The organism is Yoonia sp. SDW83-1 (genome assembly GCF_046762885.1).
Classification (GTDB): Bacteria; Pseudomonadota; Alphaproteobacteria; order Rhodobacterales; family Rhodobacteraceae; genus Yoonia.
Window position 1 is genome coordinate 249,945 of record NZ_JBKQXO010000001.1, and the last position, 16,170, is coordinate 266,114.

Sequence of the window (16,170 nt, forward strand, 5' to 3'; positions counted from 1 at the left end):
GACTATCCGGCGGTTAGGCGGTCATGGCAAGGGTCAGACCCATGCCCTTGCGCGTGCAATCAGGGCATCGGCGCGTTGCCGCACATCCGCATTGATCGGACCGTTATGCGGCACATCGCGCAAGGTCGCGATCCAGTGCGGCTGCGGCTGGCGCGCCCGCTTCGGGCCGTCCCAACGCAAGGCGCGCAACACATCCTGTGCAGCGTCTGGCAGTGTGTCGGGGATCTGGGCTCCGGTCAGGGTGGCCCAGACACCGGTCCAGAGCCTGCCGACCGACCACGGGTTATAGCCGCCACCGCCCAGCACCAGATAGCGCGAGGTGAGCGTGCCCAAAGCGGCAACAATCGCCCAATGGGCATTGTTGGACAGGGTCAGGCGCGATTGTGGATCTTCGGCCACCGCATCGGCCCCGCATTGCAAGACGATGGCATCTGGCCGGAACCCGGCGACAAGCGGCAGGATCACCTGATCGCGGATCAGCGCCATGTCATCATCGTGCAGGCCGGGCGGTACGGGCAGGTTATAGACTTGGCCCACACCGCGATCCGTCAGTGCGCCGGTGCGCGGCCATCGGTTCTGCTCATGCACTGAAATCAGCAGCGTGTCGGGATCGTCGGCAAAGGCATGTTCCACCCCGTCCGGGTGATGGGCGTCGATATCGACATAGGCGATGCGGCGCGCGCCATTGCGGCGCAGTGACTGGATCGCAAGCACCGGATCGTTCAGGTAACAAAACCCGTTCGCCCGGTCGGGCAGCCCGTGATGGGTGCCGCCCGCCGGGGTGTAGATGACACCGCCCTTGGCAAGCAGTTCGCCGGCCAGCATGGCCGCACCGGCTGAGGTGGCGGGACGGCGATACATCTCTGCAAAGATAGGGTTGGATGGTGTGCCGAGGCCGTGCCTTTCGCGGACATGATCGGTCACGGCTTGCGCGTCTTCAGCGGCCTGCAGGGCGGCGACATATTCCGGCGTGTGAAACCCATGCAACGCAATAGGCTTGGCACGGGGGCTGTTGACGAACTGCGCAGACGGCAACCACCCCATCGCGCGGGCCAGATCCATCACGGTCGATACGCGCGGGACACGCAATGGGTGCCACGCGCCATAGCTCGAATGACGGTAGATCTCGGACCCGATAAATCGCGGCAGGGGGGTTGCCGGGCCTCGTGACGCGTGAATAACTGCAGACATGTCAGGGATGTAACCCAATTTACGATCGGAACCATGGCGAAATCACCGGCACAACAGCTTCCCCTCAAATTTCGGACCGGGCGGAAAACCGATGTGCGGGCGCAGTTTGCGGCACTTTGCTGGCGGATCAAGAACGATCAGTTGCAGATCTGCCTTGTGACCAGTCGCAACAGCCAGCGCTGGATCCTGCCGAAGGGCTGGCCGATGCACAAACAGACACCGGCCCTGGCCGCCGCGACCGAAGCAATGGAAGAGGCCGGGGTCAGCGGCGATGCCATTGATCACTGTGTCGGGGTCTATACCTATAGCAAGCCGCTCAAGGTTGATGGGGCGCCGATTGTCGTGATGGTCTATCCGGTGCATGTCCTTCATGTTCACAGCAAGTGGCCGGAAAAACACCAGCGGCGGCGCAAGTGGTTCAGCGCGAAAAAGGCGGCAAAAAAGCTGTCGGAACCCCAGCTGAAACACATCGTCGCCACCTTTGCCCCGCATAAGTTGCGTAAGTAGGCAAAACTTGCATGGGTCGCGAAAACCCCTATTTAACGGTCCAGATGTACAGGTACCAAGGCCATGATCCGTTTTCACCTCAAATGCGACCAGAACCACGCCTTTGAAAGCTGGTTTCAGTCCGGCGCCGCGTTCGACAAGCTGGTGGCAGCAGGTATGATCAATTGCACCTCCTGCGGATCGACGGCGGTGACGAAATCCGTCATGGCGCCGTCGGTCAGCACATCGTCGGACATCACGGTGCCCAAAAGAACTGAGACCGCATTGGCCGAGCTTCGCAAGCAGGTCGAGGCGAATTCCGACTATGTCGGCACCTCTTTTGCGAAAGAGGCGCGTGATATGCATGATGGTATCGTGCCGGAACGTCCCATCTATGGTGAGGCCAAGCTGGACGATGCCAAGAAACTGGTTGATGACGGTATTCCCGTCATGCCGCTGCCATTCGTGCCGCGCAAGAAAACGAACTGATCCCAGACAAGGGGAAGCATAGATGACGATCCTGATTACAGGGGCCAGTCGTGGCATCGGCAAGGCCCTGTTCGATGGTTATGCTGACGCGGGCGCAACTGTTATCGGCACGCACCGGCAACCGGATGCAGGGGCAATGCGTGAACTGGATGTGGCCGACCCTGCGTCGCATGCCCGGCTGGCCGCATCGTTGGGCGACACGGCGATTGACCTTCTGATCTGCAATGCGGGGATCTATCCTGATAAGGGGCAATCGCTGGATAGGGGCTATCCTGCCGACATGTGGGCGCAGGGGTTTGCCACTAATGTGACCGGTGTCTTTATGAGCATCCAGCATCTACTGCCGCATCTGCGTCGCGCGGGTAGCGCCAAAATCGCCATTATTTCCTCGCAGATGGCCTCGGACACGCACGCGCCGGGTGGCAGCTATATCTATCGGGCCAGCAAGGCGGCGGCGCTGAACCTTGGCCGGAACCTTGCCACTGATCTGGCGCCGGAGGGGATCAGCGTTGGCGTCTATCACCCCGGCTGGGTGCGCACGGATATGGGCGGCGCATCCGCCGCGATCAGCACAGAGCAAAGCGCGCGCGGGTTGATGGACCGATTTGCCGCACTTGGCCCCGAAACGACCGGCTGTTTCGAAACCTGGGACGGTCAGGCGCACCCCTACTAACCGATTGCCCTTCGCCCCCGGCCTCTTTAAAGGGAACGCCGACCAAGTACCTCGTTTCCTTAGGAAGACTGATGCCGACGCTTGTGATGAAATTTGGGGGCACATCTGTTGCCAATCTCGACCGGATCGCACGCGCGGCAAAGCGTGTGGCCGTTGAGGTGGCCAACGGGTATGACGTGATCGTCATCGTCTCGGCCATGTCGGGCAAGACCAACGAGTTGGTGGGCTGGGTTGAGGAAACATCGCCCCTGTATGACGCACGCGAATATGATGCGATCGTGTCGTCTGGTGAAAACGTAACCGCCGGATTGATGGCGCTGCGGCTGCAGGAAATGGATATTCCGGCCCGCAGCTGGCAGGGCTGGCAGGTGCCGGTCATGACCACATCCGCCCATTCCAGCGCCCGGATCGAGGATATCCCGACGGATAATATCACCGCCAAATTCGGTGAAGGGATGAAGGTCGCCGTTGTCGCGGGCTTTCAGGGGATCAGCCCCGAAGGCCGGATCACAACGCTGGGGCGCGGTGGGTCTGACACGACCGCAGTGGCCTTTGCTGCCGCCTTTGGTGCCGAACGCTGTGATATCTACACTGATGTCGACGGTGTCTATACCACGGATCCGCGCATCACATCCAAAGCACGCAAGCTGGACCGGATTGCGTTTGAGGAAATGCTGGAACTGGCGTCCCTTGGCGCAAAGGTCCTGCAGACACGGTCGGTTGAACTGGCAATGCGCTACAAGGTGCGCCTGCGGGTGCTGTCATCATTCGAAGAACCATCGGACAGCGCCGGAACGCTTGTCTGCGATGAGGAGGAAATCATGGAATCCAACGTTGTCGCCGGTGTCGCCTATTCCCGTGATGAGGCCAAGATGACCCTGATCTCGGTTGCGGACCGGCCCGGCATTGCCGCCGCCATCTTTGGCCCGCTGTCAGATGCAGGGGTCAATGTGGACATGATCGTGCAGAATATCTCGGAAGAGGGACGCACGGATATGACGTTTTCCTGCCCCACCGATCAGGTGCTGCGCGCTGAAAAAGCCATGCAGGACGCGAAAGCAAGCGGCGAGATCAACTTTCACGATCTGGTCGCCGATGAAGGCGTCGCCAAGGTTTCCGTTGTTGGCATCGGCATGCGCAGCCACACGGGTGTTGCCGCCAAGATGTTCAAGGTACTCTCGGCTGAGGGTATCAACATCAAGGTCATTACAACCTCTGAGATAAAAATTTCCGTCCTGATTGACAGAAAATACATGGAACTTGCTGTGCAAGCCCTTCATGATGCTTTCGAATTGGAAAAGGCAGGCTAACCCGTCTCACAGGGTGGTCTGCTCAAAGGGGGCTTATGCCACATCGGTTGGAAACGGAAAGCCGCAAGCTGCTTGGCCGCTTGCGCGAGGCGTTGGCAGCGGACAACGAAGGTCAGGCGCGGCTTGATTCGGTTGTGAACCTGATCGCCAATTCGATGCAGACCGAGGTCTGTTCGATCTACCTGTTTCGCGATACCGAAACGCTAGAGCTGTGCGCCACCAAAGGACTGGAGCGCGAGGCGGTTCACCAGACACGGATGCGATTGGGCGAGGGTCTTGTCGGCCGCACTGCCAAAAGTCGCAGTGTGATCAACACCGCGGACGCCCCCGCCGAAAAAGGGTTCCGCTACATGCCGGAAACCGGCGAGGAACGGTTTTCGTCGTTCTGCGGCGTACCGATCCAGCGCCTCGGGGATGTGCTTGGCGTGCTGGTGGTCCAATCAAAGGCCGCGCGCAAGTTTACCCCTGATGAGGTCTATGCCCTCGAAATCGTCGCCATGGTCATTGCTGAAATGACCGAACTTGGCGCGTTTGTTGGCGAAGGGGCTGCTTTGTCTGCCCGTCACCAGCAGCCCGTAATGCTGCGTGGCTCCGTCGCGCAGGAAGGTGCCAGCGAGGGCAAGGTGTTCCTGCATGAACCCCGCGTGGTGGTCACAAACCCGATTTCGGACGATCCTGAAAAGGAGAATGACCGGCTTTATGCCGCGATTGAGGAACTGCGCAAGGCGGTCGACAATATGCTCGTCGGGGCCCGGTCGGCGGATACGGATCAGATTCAGGTTCTTGAAGCGTATCGCATGTTTGCCAATTCAGACGGCTGGCTGCGCCGCATGAAGGCCGATGTCGAAAACGGCCTTTCCGCCGAAGCTGCGGTTGAAAAGGAACAGTCGCTGGCCCGTGCCCGGCTATCGAAATCCGCTGACCCTTACATGCGCGAGCGCCTGCATGACCTTGATGACCTGTCCAACCGTCTGTTGCGGATCCTCACCGGTCAGGGGGCCGACGCCAAGGCTGATATGCCCGACAACCCGATCCTTGTGGCGCGCAATATCGGCCCCGGCGAATTGCTGGAATACGGCAAAAAGCTGAAAGGCATCGTGCTTGAAGAAGGCTCTGTCGGGAGCCACGCGACCATTGTTGCCCGCGCCTGGGCGATCCCGCTGGTCATCAATGCCAAGGGGGTTGTCCGTGAGGCGCTGAACGGTGACCCGATCCTTGTGGACGGCGAACAGGGCATCGCCCATTTGCGACCTGACGATACCGTTCATGCTGCGTTTCGTGACAAACTGGCGATGCAGACCCGCGCGCAGGAACGCTATGCCTCGATCCGTGATCTGCCGGCGGAAACGAAATGCGGTAATGTCATATCGCTGCAGATGAATGCTGGCCTGATTGCTGATCTGCCGTCGCTGGCCGGGTCGGGTGCTGAAGGGGTTGGCCTGTTCCGCACAGAACTGCAATTCCTGATCCGCAACCAGATGCCCAAACGGGCCGAGCTTTCCGCGCTTTATTCGCGTGTCGTAAATGCCGCTGCGGGCAAGCGTGTGGCGTTCCGGACACTGGATATCGGGTCCGACAAGGTCCTGCCCTATATGAAGCCCAATGACGAACCGAACCCGGCCATGGGCTGGCGTGCGATACGGGTGGGCCTCGACAAACCGGGTGTCTTGCGCATGCAATTGCAGGCCTTGCTGCGCGCCGCGAATGGCGGACCACTTGCTGTGATGTTCCCGTTCATTACCCAGATCCGTGAATTCCGCGATGCCAAGGCCGAGATGGACAAAGCCATCGCAAGGGAAAAAATTCTGGGGCACCCCCTGCCGTCCAGCCTAGAGGTTGGGGCAATGCTGGAAACGCCATCGCTGGCTTTTGCGCCCGATGCTTTTTTTGATGAGGTGGATTTCGTCTCGATCGGTGGCAATGACCTGAAACAGTTCTTCTTTGCCGCAGACCGCGAAAATGAACGGGTGCGCAAGCGTTACGACACGCTTGATGTCAGTTTCCTGTCTTTCATCGAGCGGGTGATCAAACGCTGCGAGATCCACAACACGCCGCTTTCCTTCTGCGGCGAGGATGCCGGTCGCCCGGTCGAGGCACTTTGCTTTGCCGCGCTTGGCCTGCGCAGCCTGTCGATGCGCCCTGCCTCCATCGGGCCGGTGAAGCATCTGTTGCGCCGGGTCGATCTGTCAGAGGTCAAAGCCGTGATGGACGAGGCCATTGCCAATGGCGATCAGTCCGTGCGGCGGGCCGTGGCCGATTGGCTGGTCTATCAGGTCTGAGGCAGATCAACGGCGGCGAGGACGCGGTGAAATTCGTCAATCACCGCTTTCTCATCATGATTGCGCACCATCTGGCGCAGACCGAAATGCACATGGGCAATCGAGACATAGTAATCGAGAAAGGCATAATTTGTACCTGCACCCGCAGCGGCGCCCAGAACCGGCACCGTCTGCGTGGCGAGCTTTTGCGATAGCACTGCCGCGAATTTCGGGGCCACCTTGCTGATCAGCTTGTTCACTGCCACGCCCGAAAGGCTCAACCGCGCGCCGACAAAAGACGTATCGACCCCGTCATCATCTGACCCGGGGCCACCGGCCCCAAAGACTGCCAGGCATTCCAAGCGCGTCTCTTCTGACAGTGGGTCTTCGCCGTATTCCGCAGCCACGCTTTGAACCGCACGGAAAATCAGCGTTGTGGCCACGGGCAGTTCCGCAATCGCTGTGGGCAAGCCGCCAAAGCCGCCGACCGCACCCGATACCGTGCCCATGACCTTATGCGCGCGATCCGATGCGATCCTTTGGCCCATACCATCGCGTGATTTCGCGGCCACGTCATAGCTTTGGCGTAAGGCCCTGCGCGCCACGTCGTTCAATTGCAGCCGGACCTTTTGAGGCAGCAGTTTCAGGCCATCCTCGACCTGACCACCAACAAAGTTGACGGCCTGCATAAGGATACCCTTGGCCTTGCGTTGCCTGCGGGCAATTTCGGCAATCTGCTCGCGGGCCTCTGGTGACAAGGCGCGTGATGCTTCGGGTGTATCGTTTTTTTCGACAATAATATCAGGTTCGCTCATGTCCCTAAGATGGGGTCAGCCTGTCGAATTGCAATCACTGGCCTTGCAAACCGGGCCGTGTACCCCGTCCCACGCCGCGTCTTTCAGTGCCAGACCCAGGACCCGGTCCGGGTTGGTGGGGGGTGGCATTTCGACACCGTCAAGCCGCTGAAACCCGAAACGCTGATAGTAAGGCGCGTCACCCACCAGCAACACGCGCGGCCAGCCCAGATCGCTGGCCGCTTCTATGATCTTGTAGATCAGCAAGGCCGCGATCCCTTCGCCTTGCCGCGTCGGGTGAACAGCGATGGGACCCAGCAGAATGGTCGCCTGATTGGCCACCTTCACAGGCCAGCAGCGGACCACCCCGGCCAGCACATCTTCGCCATCACGCGCCGTCCAGCAAAGCTCGGCAATGGGCGGCACGTCCTCTCGCAGCCGGTAGGATGACAATGCGGTCCGCCCCGGCGCAAAGCACAGGTCATAAAGCGCCTCGACCTCCCACCAGTCATCTGGCGTTTCCCTGGCCAATTGGATGGATATTCGCTGCATTTATCTTTCGTCTGGCCAAGGGCTTGGCGCCACGCTACCCCTTGGCAAACCTGACGAAAAGGCTGCTTGATGTTTTACAAACCCGAAAATGGTCACGGATTGCCGCATAACCCGTTCAACGCTGTCGTCTCGCCCCGCCCGATTGGCTGGATTGCGACGCGCGGCGCAGACGGGCAGGACAATCTGGCACCCTATTCATTCTTCAACGCGGTAGCCTACGTTCCCCCGCAGGTCATGTTCGCATCAACCAGTGCGAAGCCGGACCGGGGTGATACCAAGGATAGTGTGGCCAACATCCGCGACACGGGTGTGTTTGCGGTCAATATCGTCGAATATGCGGCCCGCGAGATCATGAACCAGACCTCAGGCCCATGGGAGCGTGAAACGGATGAATTTGCGCTGGCCGGCGTCGAAAAGGCAAAGTGTGAAACGATCAACTGCCCGCGCGTCGCAAACACCCCCGCGACGCTGGAATGCAAGCTGACACAAATCGTTCAGCTGCCGGGTGAGGCAAATTTTGCCGTGTTTGGTGAGGTCACAGGTGTGCATCTGCGCGATGATTGCCTTGTCGATGGCAAGTTTGACGTGACGACCTACAACCCTCTCACCCGGCTTGGCTACCGCGATTATTCGGTCATCCGCGAGGTTTTCAGCCTAAACCGCCCCGATGACAGGCCCTAGTCACTGAACTGAAAATTCAGCCGTGCATCACCGCGATAATCGGTGGGCCGGTCGGGGTTGCGGAATGGGCTGCCACCAGGCGACGCCTCGTGCTGCAGGAAGCTGTTAAAGACGATTGCAATACTCATCAACACACCAGTACCCTGCATGCCGGTGCGTTCCATGGCTGGCTGGATGCGATTGAGGATATGCCAAGCCGGGTTTGCCATGCGGTTGGTCAAGCGAAAACTGCGATGTGCTGAATCGTCCACCCACATCAAATTGCTACTGCGAAACGAAAACGACAGAATGATATCACCGCCTGCCTGCATCATCGTACAGGCATCGCGGAAATGGTGAAGCTGTTGAATATCGCTCATCGCGGTCAATGCGCGCTCGAGCCCGGATGTATTCACCTCGGCATCTGCGGCTGCAATTGCCGCGTGCGCACGACTGGGTGCTGTCATGACGCTGGCCATATTTGCCATCTCGAAAACCTCGCCGACGCTGATACTTGTGCGCCGATACTCAAAACCACCGCTTCCCACGGCAAACAGGCGAATAGGCATATAAAGATCCTTTTTACTAATGCCGCGATATTAGCAAAAAAACCGACAACGGTAAATCGACTGAGCTTTTTGCCCGCTTACGTCCCTATGACAAGTACGGCGGTATATCCGGCATAGGCCAGCACCATCAGAACGCCTGCCAGTCGGGTGATACGACCAAAGGCCAGCATGATCGCAGCCGGGGCCAATGCCGCACCTACAAGCATCCAAAGGCTGAGCCCTTGCATATCGGCAGGCACGTCAAGCGGATGCACCACAGCCGTGATCCCCAGAATGCCCAACACGTTGAAGATGTTGGAACCGACGACGTTGCCAACGGCGATGTCACCCTGCCCCTTGCGGGCCGCAATGACCGAGGTGACGAGTTCAGGCAACGACGTACCGACAGCCACAACCGTCAGACCGATGACAGCGTTCGACACATTGAAGGCCGCCGCGATAGCACTCGCCCCATCGACCAGCAGCTTTGCCCCGATCAGCACACCGACAAGACCGGCGAGAAAGAAGCCAAAGCCATACCAGACCGGCTTTTTCTCGGTCGGGATATCGGCGACCGGCTCCACCTGTCCCTGCCGCAGCGTCGTAAACAGATAGATCGCCAACAGGATTACGCAGACCAGCCCGGCGATCCGACCGACCTGCCCCATCAGCATCAGACCGGCGCACAAAACGGTCACGCCAATCATGATCCAGCCATCCCGGCCAATGACGGCACCGGCTACAACAGGGGCGATCACCGCAGAAAGACCCAGGATCAGCAGGATATTGGCGATATTGCTGCCCACCACATTGCCCAGCGCGATGCCGGGCAAACCATCAAAGGCGGCGATCAGGCTGGTCATCAATTCCGGCACCGAGGTCCCGAAACCGACCAGCGTCAGGCCAATCACCAGCGGGGAAAGCCCGGCGCGCATGGCTACGGCCACAGAGCCGCGCACCAGCGCATCGCCACCAAGGACCAGCGCGGTCAGGCCGCCAAGAACGAAAAGGATATCAACCAGCATGGATGATCCATCCGGGGCCAGAAACTGCAACGATCTGCCGCGCCGCTGGCCTGCCGGACGCGCACGGGATTTATGATGTCACAGAGACCGTTTCAAGGGTTCAGTGGCCCCCGATAATCCCGGTTTTTACGCTATAGTCCACGGCCAGCGCATAGTCGGGATCATCGTCACTATCGATCATCAAATGCCCGGCTTTCGACAAAAGCTGATGGCAGTCACGACTGAGGTGGCGCAACTGAATCACCTTGCCTGCGTCTTCGTATCGCTGGGCCACCGCCTCGATTGCCTGCAAGGCCGATTGGTCGGCGACACGGCTGGCCGCAAAGTCGACGATCACCACATCCGGGTCGCTTTCCACATCGAAGATTTCCATGAACCCGTCAGCAGAACCAAAGAACAGCGGCCCCTGGATTTCATAAACCTGTGCACCCGCCTCTGTCCGGCTTTCACGCTTGATCGCGTGGATGCGGGTTGCGTTGCTCCAAGCATAGGCGAGGGCCGAGACGATCACACCAACGACCACCGCCGTTGCAAGGTCGGTCGCCACCGTCACGATGGTCACAAGGATCGTCACAAATGCATCCGTGCGCGGCACCTTGCGCAGGATACGCAAGGAGTTCCATGCAAACGTCCCGATCACCACCATGAACATCACGCCCACAAGTGCGGCCAGCGGGATTTGACCGATCAACCCGCTTGCAAACAGAATGAAGGCCAAAAGAAACAGCGCCGCCGCAACGCCCGCCACGCGGGTGCGCCCGCCGGATTTTACGTTGATCATCGACTGGCCGATCATGGCACAACCGCCCATGCCGCCAAAGAACCCGGTGACCGTATTGGCCGCGCCTTGGGCCAGGCATTCCTGGCTCGCCCCGCCACGCTTGCCCGTCATCTCACCCACAAGGTTCAGGGTCAGCAGGCTTTCGATCAGACCAATGGCGGCGAGGATCAGGGCATAGGGCAGAATGATCTCAAACGTCTCCCAATTCAGCGGGACCATGGGAACATGGAAGGGAGGCAAGCCACCCTCAATGCTCGCCAAATCAGCGACGAGCGGTGTATCCAGACCAAAGCCGATCACGATGGCGGCCACGATGCCGATCCCGGCAAGCGGGGCGGGGATGACATTGGTGATCTTGGGCATCACCCAGATGATCAGCATGGTCAGCCCGGTCAGCCCCAGCATCAGGTAAAGTGGGATGCCCGTCAGCCAATCGCCATTGGCCATCCCATGCCCGCCACCACCATGGGCCGTGCCGGGCACCTGAAACTGGCCCAGTTGGGCCAGGAAAATCACAATCGCCAGACCGTTCACAAAGCCAAGCATCACCGGATGCGGCACCAGCCGGATAAACTTGCCCCAGCGCATGATACCCACAAAGATCTGGATCAGTCCCATCAGGACAACGGTCGCAAACAGGTATTCAACCCCATGCTGCGCCACGAGGCTGACCATGACGACCGCCAGCGCACCTGTGGCCCCCGAAATCATCCCCGGACGCCCACCAAACAGCGCGGTGATCAGCCCTACGATAAAGGCGGCATAAAGCCCCACCAGCGGCTCCACCCCCGCGACAAAGGCAAAGGCCACGGCCTCTGGCACCAGCGCCAAGGCGACGGTCAAGCCCGACAGGATTTCCGTCTTCAACTGCGACGGCGTCAGCGGCGCGTCAGGGTCGCGAAGGGAAAGACTGTCGGCGAAACTCGCCAATAATGCGCGGGCCATAGAATGTCCTGTCGATAAAGGGGGTGTTGGCGCCGCCCTAAAGGACGCGAGGACCCTTGTCACCCCTGCAATCGGCCCCGTGACGCAGTGTTGCTGCATCGGCACGGCGCGCGGGGTTCACTTTTCATTCATTCCAATCCAGTGTCCTGCAGGCAGGTTAACACGAGGTAACCCATGAAAACCAAAATCGGAATCATCGGTGGCTCCGGCATTTACAATATGGATGGGCTGCAGGACGCCAAATGGGTCAGTCAAGACAGTCCATGGGGCCAGCCATCTGACAATACCCTGACGGGCGTTCTGGATGGTGTTCCCATGGCCTTCCTGCCCCGGCACGGGCGCGGGCATGTGCATTCACCGACGACGGTCCCCTACCGCGCCAATATCGACGCGATGAAGCGCCTTGGTGTCACTGATATCATCAGCGTCAGCGCCTGCGGATCGTTTCGCGAGGACATGGCGCCGGGTGATTTTGTCATCGTGGATCAGTTCATCGACCGGACCTTCGCCCGCGAAAAATCATTCTTCGGCACCGGCTGTGTGGCCCATGTCAGCGTGGCCCATCCGACCTGCGAACGGCTGTCAGACGCCTGCGAAACCGCTGGACGCGATGCTGGGATCAAGATCCACCGGGGCGGCACGTACCTGGCTATGGAAGGCCCCCAATTCTCATCCCAGGCCGAAAGCAAGCTCTACCGCGAATGGGGCTGTCATGTGATCGGGATGACGAATATGCCTGAGGCAAAACTCGCCCGCGAAGCCGAGATTTGCTATGCCTCTATCGCGATGGTCACCGATTACGACAGTTGGCACCCCGATCATGGGGCTGTCGATGTCAGCGATGTGATCAAAATACTGCAGGGCAACGGGACCAAGGCGCAAGACCTCGTCAGTCGCCTGCCCGCACTTCTCGGGCCAGACCGCGCACCCTGCCCCCATGGCTGCGACCGCGCGCTGGAATACGCCCTGATGACCGCCCCCGACAAACGGGACCCTGCCCTGACCGCAAAACTCGACGCCATCGCCGGCCGCGTTCTTTGAAAGAGTATCCATGAAAACTGTCCAGGACTACATTCGCACCATCCCTGATTTCCCGCATGAGGGGATCATGTTTCGTGATGTCACCACGTTGTTCGGCGATGCGCGCGGTTTCCGTATCGCCATTGATCAGTTGCTGCACCCTTACGCAGGCCAACCGATTGACAAGGTGGTCGGGCTGGAAGCACGCGGTTTCATCCTCGGGGGTGCCATCGCCCACCAGCTTTCGGTCGGCTTTGTACCGATCCGCAAAAAGGGCAAACTGCCCGGCAAAACGATCGAACAAAGCTATACGCTGGAATACGGCGAGGCGATCATGGAGGTTCATGACGACGCCCTGCAAGCGGGCGAAAAGGTGCTGCTGGTCGACGACCTGCTCGCCACCGGCGGCACGGCAGAGGCGGGGATCAAGCTGATCGAACGGATGGGGGCAGAGGTGATCGGCTGCGCCTTCATCATCGACCTGCCCGATCTGGGCGGGCGCAAGAAGCTGGAAGCGTTGGACATGAATGTCCACGCACTGTGCGAATTCGAGGGCGACTGAGACTCCGGCGGGAGTTATTTTGAAAGAAGTCAGGAGATGCGCGCGACCCCGTTGTCCGGTCCAGACTGACCTGGTTGAGGTCCGAACGCCGCGCGACGTCTCCCTTCACGGTCATCAACTCTCCAGCCTGTGCCGCATCACGACCGTCCCAGAACAAGGTTAACATCTTCTTTCTTCCCCAATAACTCTCGCCGGAGGCATCTGTGCTTTCAACACCGCGCAACGGTTGTTCCTCTCACCAAAAATGTCGTGCGCCGCAGGCGCTCCTTTTGGTCAAACTTGGCGCAGAACGGCACCGGGGTTCATAATGCCCAGCGGGTCCAACGCGTCCTTGATCGTGCGCAGCATGGATAGCTTAACGGGGTCGCCATAACGTTCCAGGTCATCCACCTTCAACCGTCCGATCCCGTGTTCGGCGCTCACCGATCCGTCCATTGCGTCCACCAGATCATGTACCACTTCCTTCGCGCGCGGCCGTTCTGCCTCGTAATCCGCGCGGGTCCGCCCAGGCATGGGAAAGATGTTGTAATGCAGGTTGCCGTCGCCCAGATGGCCAAAGCAGTTGATGCGGAATGCCCCCACTTCGGCCAGCGCCTGCTTGCCGCGCTGGATGAATTCGGGGACGGCGCTGAGCGGGACGGAGATATCGTGTGAACTGACCGACCCGATCCGACGGTTCGCCTCTGGAATGCTTTCGCGGATATGCCAGAACGCATCGCGCCGCGCGTGGCTTTGCGCGATGACGCCATCCGTGACCAGATCAGCCTCAAAAGCCGCTTCGAAAAGCCCTTCCAGCGCCGCTTCGGGCGGCAGGCCGGCTGGCAGACCGACGTCGATCAAGACGCACCATTCGGGGATATTGTCAAAGGGCTGTTTCACCTCGGGCCCCACTTCTGCCAAAAAATCAAAGCCTTGCCGATGCATGATCTCAAACGCCGAAACCCCGTCGCCGATCCGCTCACCCGCCAGGGCCAGCAGGTCCAGCGCAGCCGCGGGCGAAGGCACCGCCATCATCGCGGCCCCTACACCAACCGGGCGGGGGGCCAGTTTCAGCGCGGCACCGGTGATGATGCCCAGCGTCCCTTCCGCCCCGATCATCAGGTTGCGCAGATCATAGCCGGTGTTGTCCTTACGCAGTCGCGTCAGCCCATGCCAGACCGACCCGTCCGGGCGCACGACCTCCAGCCCCAGGCATTGCGCGCGGGCATTGCCGTAGCGTAGCACATTCACTCCGCCCGCATTGGTGGACAAGAGCCCGCCGATCCGTGCCGAGCCTTCCGAGGCCAGTGACAGCGGGAACAGACGCCCCAAATCTTCGGCCGCCTTCTGCACATCAGCCAGGATCACGCCTGCGTCACAAACCAGAACGTTTTCAGATGGATAGATATCGCGAATGCGGTTCATCCGCTCCAGTGACAGCACAACCGGCGCGGGGCCGTCCTGCAAAAGTTGCCCGCCGACAAGGCCGGTGCCGCCGCTATAGGGCACGATACCAATCCGCGCGTCGGCGCAAGCTTTCACGACCGCCGCAACGTCCTCAGTCGTGCCGGGGGCGACCACAAGCCCCTGCCCTTCCCAGCGTCCGCGCGGTTCGGTCAGGTAGGGGGCGCTGTCATCCTTGAAGGCGGCGGCGGGCAGCATCGTGCGCAATTGCGCTTCAAAGGCTTCGGTGACGGGGTTGAGCATGTCATGGGTCCTTTCAGCCCATTACATGGGCCAAAAGGCAGGTCAGTCCAACCGGATTCTAAGCAGCTTTCGACGCACCCTCTGCAAGCGCACCGAGCTTGGCATAGGCGATCTCGGGATCGACGGCGCCAAAACCGGCGAAGGTGCCAAAACCGCAGTCCGACCCGGCGATCACGCGATCAGCGCCGACAATTTGGATAAATCTTTCAATACGTTGTGCAACCAACTCCGGATGTTCGACAAAATTTGTTGTCGTATCCACCACACCGGGCACCAAAACCTTACCATCCGGTATATCGCCCGCGCGGTCGCGGAAGACGGTCCATTCGTGGCCGTGGCGGGGGTTGGATGTTTCGAACAGCACGTAACGCGACTTGGTGGACATCAGCGTGTCAAACATCTTGGCCATCGGGATATCGCAGACATGCGGCCCTTCGTAATTGCCCCAGCAGATATGCACGCGCACCTTGTCCTCTGGCACGTCGGCCAGCGCGTGGTTCAGCGCCTCCACATGGCTGGCGGCGATTTTGAGGAATTCATCATCCGACAAATCGTTAAACAACATATGACGCGACAGTGCGAGGTCGGGGCAGTCGAGTTGCAGATCGAGGCCCGAAGCCACGATCGTCTCATACTCCGCCTTCATCGCATCGGCGAGTGCGGCCAGATACGCCTCGCGGGTTTTGTAGTAATCGTTCTGCAAAAACAAAGAGATAACACCCGGGGATGCCGCATTCATAAAGCCGCGTTTCACCCCGTGTTCGGCCATCGCGGCCTTGAGATTGGCGATATCCTTCTCCAATTCGCCTTGCCCTTTTGACTTCACCTCGTTCACGCACATCGGGCGCGCGTATTTCGGGGTGCCGCCGTCATCGGCTAACCGCTTGAGAAAGCTTGGGAATTGCTTCAGGTCAGCGGGCGCGTTGCGGGGGCTGTCGCCGTCGAAACCGGTGTAACGATCCTTGACGTAGGTGGCGTATGATATCTTGGAAGTCTCGCCATCGCTGACGATATCAATCCCTGCATCCACTTGTTTTTTCACGGTTTCCGAGACCGCCGCCGTCATCGCCGCATCAAAGGCACCTTGATCATAGGTCTCACCATTTTCGCGGGCGAAGATGAAATCGACGACCTCTTGCGTGCGCGGCAGAGAGCCTGTGTGGGTTGTTAAGACTTTGGCCATTGTGGCA

At 59.8% G+C, this 16,170-nt stretch carries 16 protein-coding genes; 8 read left to right on the forward strand and 8 right to left on the reverse strand.

What is annotated here, in order from left to right:
- Positions 1-33 precede the first annotated feature (33 nt).
- The gene (locus ACFWW4_RS01215; protein WP_411889189.1) at positions 34-1,191 is read right to left on the reverse strand and encodes an acetoin utilization protein AcuC; all 1,158 of its coding nucleotides are present in this window, start codon (positions 1,189-1,191) and stop codon (positions 34-36) included.
- A gap of 33 nt (positions 1,192-1,224) precedes the next feature.
- Between ACFWW4_RS01215 and ACFWW4_RS01220 the strand changes: the two genes are divergently transcribed.
- The 5 genes from ACFWW4_RS01220 (at position 1,225) to ptsP (ending at position 6,428) form a co-directional block, all read left to right on the forward strand.
- Positions 1,225-1,698, forward strand: a complete 474-nt coding sequence (locus ACFWW4_RS01220; RefSeq protein ID WP_393927893.1) for an NUDIX hydrolase — start codon at positions 1,225-1,227, stop codon at positions 1,696-1,698.
- Between the two features lie 63 nt (positions 1,699-1,761).
- Positions 1,762-2,166 carry a DUF1178 family protein gene (locus tag ACFWW4_RS01225; protein ID WP_411889190.1) on the forward strand — a complete coding sequence of 135 codons (405 nt, stop codon included), beginning with the start codon at positions 1,762-1,764 and terminating at the stop codon, positions 2,164-2,166.
- 22 nt (positions 2,167-2,188) lie between these two features.
- Positions 2,189-2,839: an SDR family NAD(P)-dependent oxidoreductase gene (locus ACFWW4_RS01230; protein ID WP_411889191.1), complete on the forward strand. Its 651-nt coding sequence runs from the start codon at positions 2,189-2,191 to the stop codon at positions 2,837-2,839.
- A 71-nt stretch (positions 2,840-2,910) separates the two neighbouring features.
- Positions 2,911-4,149, forward strand: a complete 1,239-nt coding sequence (locus ACFWW4_RS01235) for an aspartate kinase (RefSeq protein WP_411889192.1) — start codon at positions 2,911-2,913, stop codon at positions 4,147-4,149.
- Positions 4,150-4,184: 35 nt separating this feature from the next.
- On the forward strand, positions 4,185-6,428 hold the full coding sequence (gene ptsP, locus ACFWW4_RS01240) for a phosphoenolpyruvate--protein phosphotransferase (RefSeq protein ID WP_411889193.1): 2,244 nt from the start codon (positions 4,185-4,187) through the stop codon (positions 6,426-6,428).
- Here ptsP and ACFWW4_RS01245 read toward each other — a convergent pair.
- A complete protein-coding gene (locus ACFWW4_RS01245) occupies positions 6,419-7,222 on the reverse strand; it encodes an EcsC family protein (RefSeq protein ID WP_411889194.1) in 804 nt (267 codons plus the stop codon). The genes ptsP and ACFWW4_RS01245 overlap by 10 nt on opposite strands.
- A 15-nt stretch (positions 7,223-7,237) precedes the next feature.
- A complete protein-coding gene (locus ACFWW4_RS01250) occupies positions 7,238-7,753 on the reverse strand; it encodes a GNAT family N-acetyltransferase (protein ID WP_411889195.1) in 516 nt (171 codons plus the stop codon).
- 69 nt (positions 7,754-7,822) lie between these two features.
- On the opposite strand from ACFWW4_RS01250, the gene ACFWW4_RS01255 reads away from it, so the two are divergent.
- Positions 7,823-8,434 (forward strand): flavin reductase family protein, encoded by a 612-nt coding sequence (locus tag ACFWW4_RS01255; protein ID WP_411889196.1) that lies wholly within the window; start codon positions 7,823-7,825, stop codon positions 8,432-8,434.
- On the opposite strand, the gene ACFWW4_RS01260 is transcribed toward ACFWW4_RS01255, so the two are convergent.
- The 3 genes from ACFWW4_RS01260 to ACFWW4_RS01270 all read right to left on the reverse strand — a co-directional run bounded on the left by ACFWW4_RS01260 (position 8,431) and on the right by ACFWW4_RS01270 (position 11,712).
- Complete coding sequence (locus ACFWW4_RS01260) at positions 8,431-8,982, reverse strand: hypothetical protein (RefSeq protein ID WP_411889197.1); 552 nt, start codon at positions 8,980-8,982, stop codon at positions 8,431-8,433. The genes ACFWW4_RS01255 and ACFWW4_RS01260 overlap by 4 nt on opposite strands.
- Before the next feature lie 77 nt (positions 8,983-9,059).
- Positions 9,060-9,986: a calcium/sodium antiporter gene (locus ACFWW4_RS01265; protein ID WP_411889198.1), complete on the reverse strand. Its 927-nt coding sequence runs from the start codon at positions 9,984-9,986 to the stop codon at positions 9,060-9,062.
- A gap of 100 nt (positions 9,987-10,086) precedes the next feature.
- A complete protein-coding gene (locus ACFWW4_RS01270; RefSeq protein ID WP_411889199.1) occupies positions 10,087-11,712 on the reverse strand; it encodes a SulP family inorganic anion transporter in 1,626 nt (541 codons plus the stop codon).
- 174 nt (positions 11,713-11,886) lie between these two features.
- On the opposite strand from ACFWW4_RS01270, the gene ACFWW4_RS01275 reads away from it, so the two are divergent.
- Positions 11,887-12,753, forward strand: a complete 867-nt coding sequence (locus tag ACFWW4_RS01275) for an S-methyl-5'-thioadenosine phosphorylase (protein ID WP_411889200.1) — start codon at positions 11,887-11,889, stop codon at positions 12,751-12,753.
- 10 nt (positions 12,754-12,763) lie between these two features.
- On the forward strand, positions 12,764-13,294 hold the full coding sequence (locus tag ACFWW4_RS01280) for an adenine phosphoribosyltransferase (protein WP_411889201.1): 531 nt from the start codon (positions 12,764-12,766) through the stop codon (positions 13,292-13,294).
- A gap of 273 nt (positions 13,295-13,567) precedes the next feature.
- On the opposite strand, the gene ACFWW4_RS01285 is transcribed toward ACFWW4_RS01280, so the two are convergent.
- Together ACFWW4_RS01285 and ACFWW4_RS01290 are read right to left on the reverse strand one after the other, a co-directional pair.
- Positions 13,568-14,980: an FAD-binding oxidoreductase gene (locus tag ACFWW4_RS01285; RefSeq protein WP_411889202.1), complete on the reverse strand. Its 1,413-nt coding sequence runs from the start codon at positions 14,978-14,980 to the stop codon at positions 13,568-13,570.
- A 58-nt stretch (positions 14,981-15,038) separates the two neighbouring features.
- A complete protein-coding gene (locus tag ACFWW4_RS01290) occupies positions 15,039-16,163 on the reverse strand; it encodes a cobalamin-independent methionine synthase II family protein (RefSeq protein ID WP_411889203.1) in 1,125 nt (374 codons plus the stop codon).
- Between the last annotated feature and the right edge of the window lie 7 nt (positions 16,164-16,170).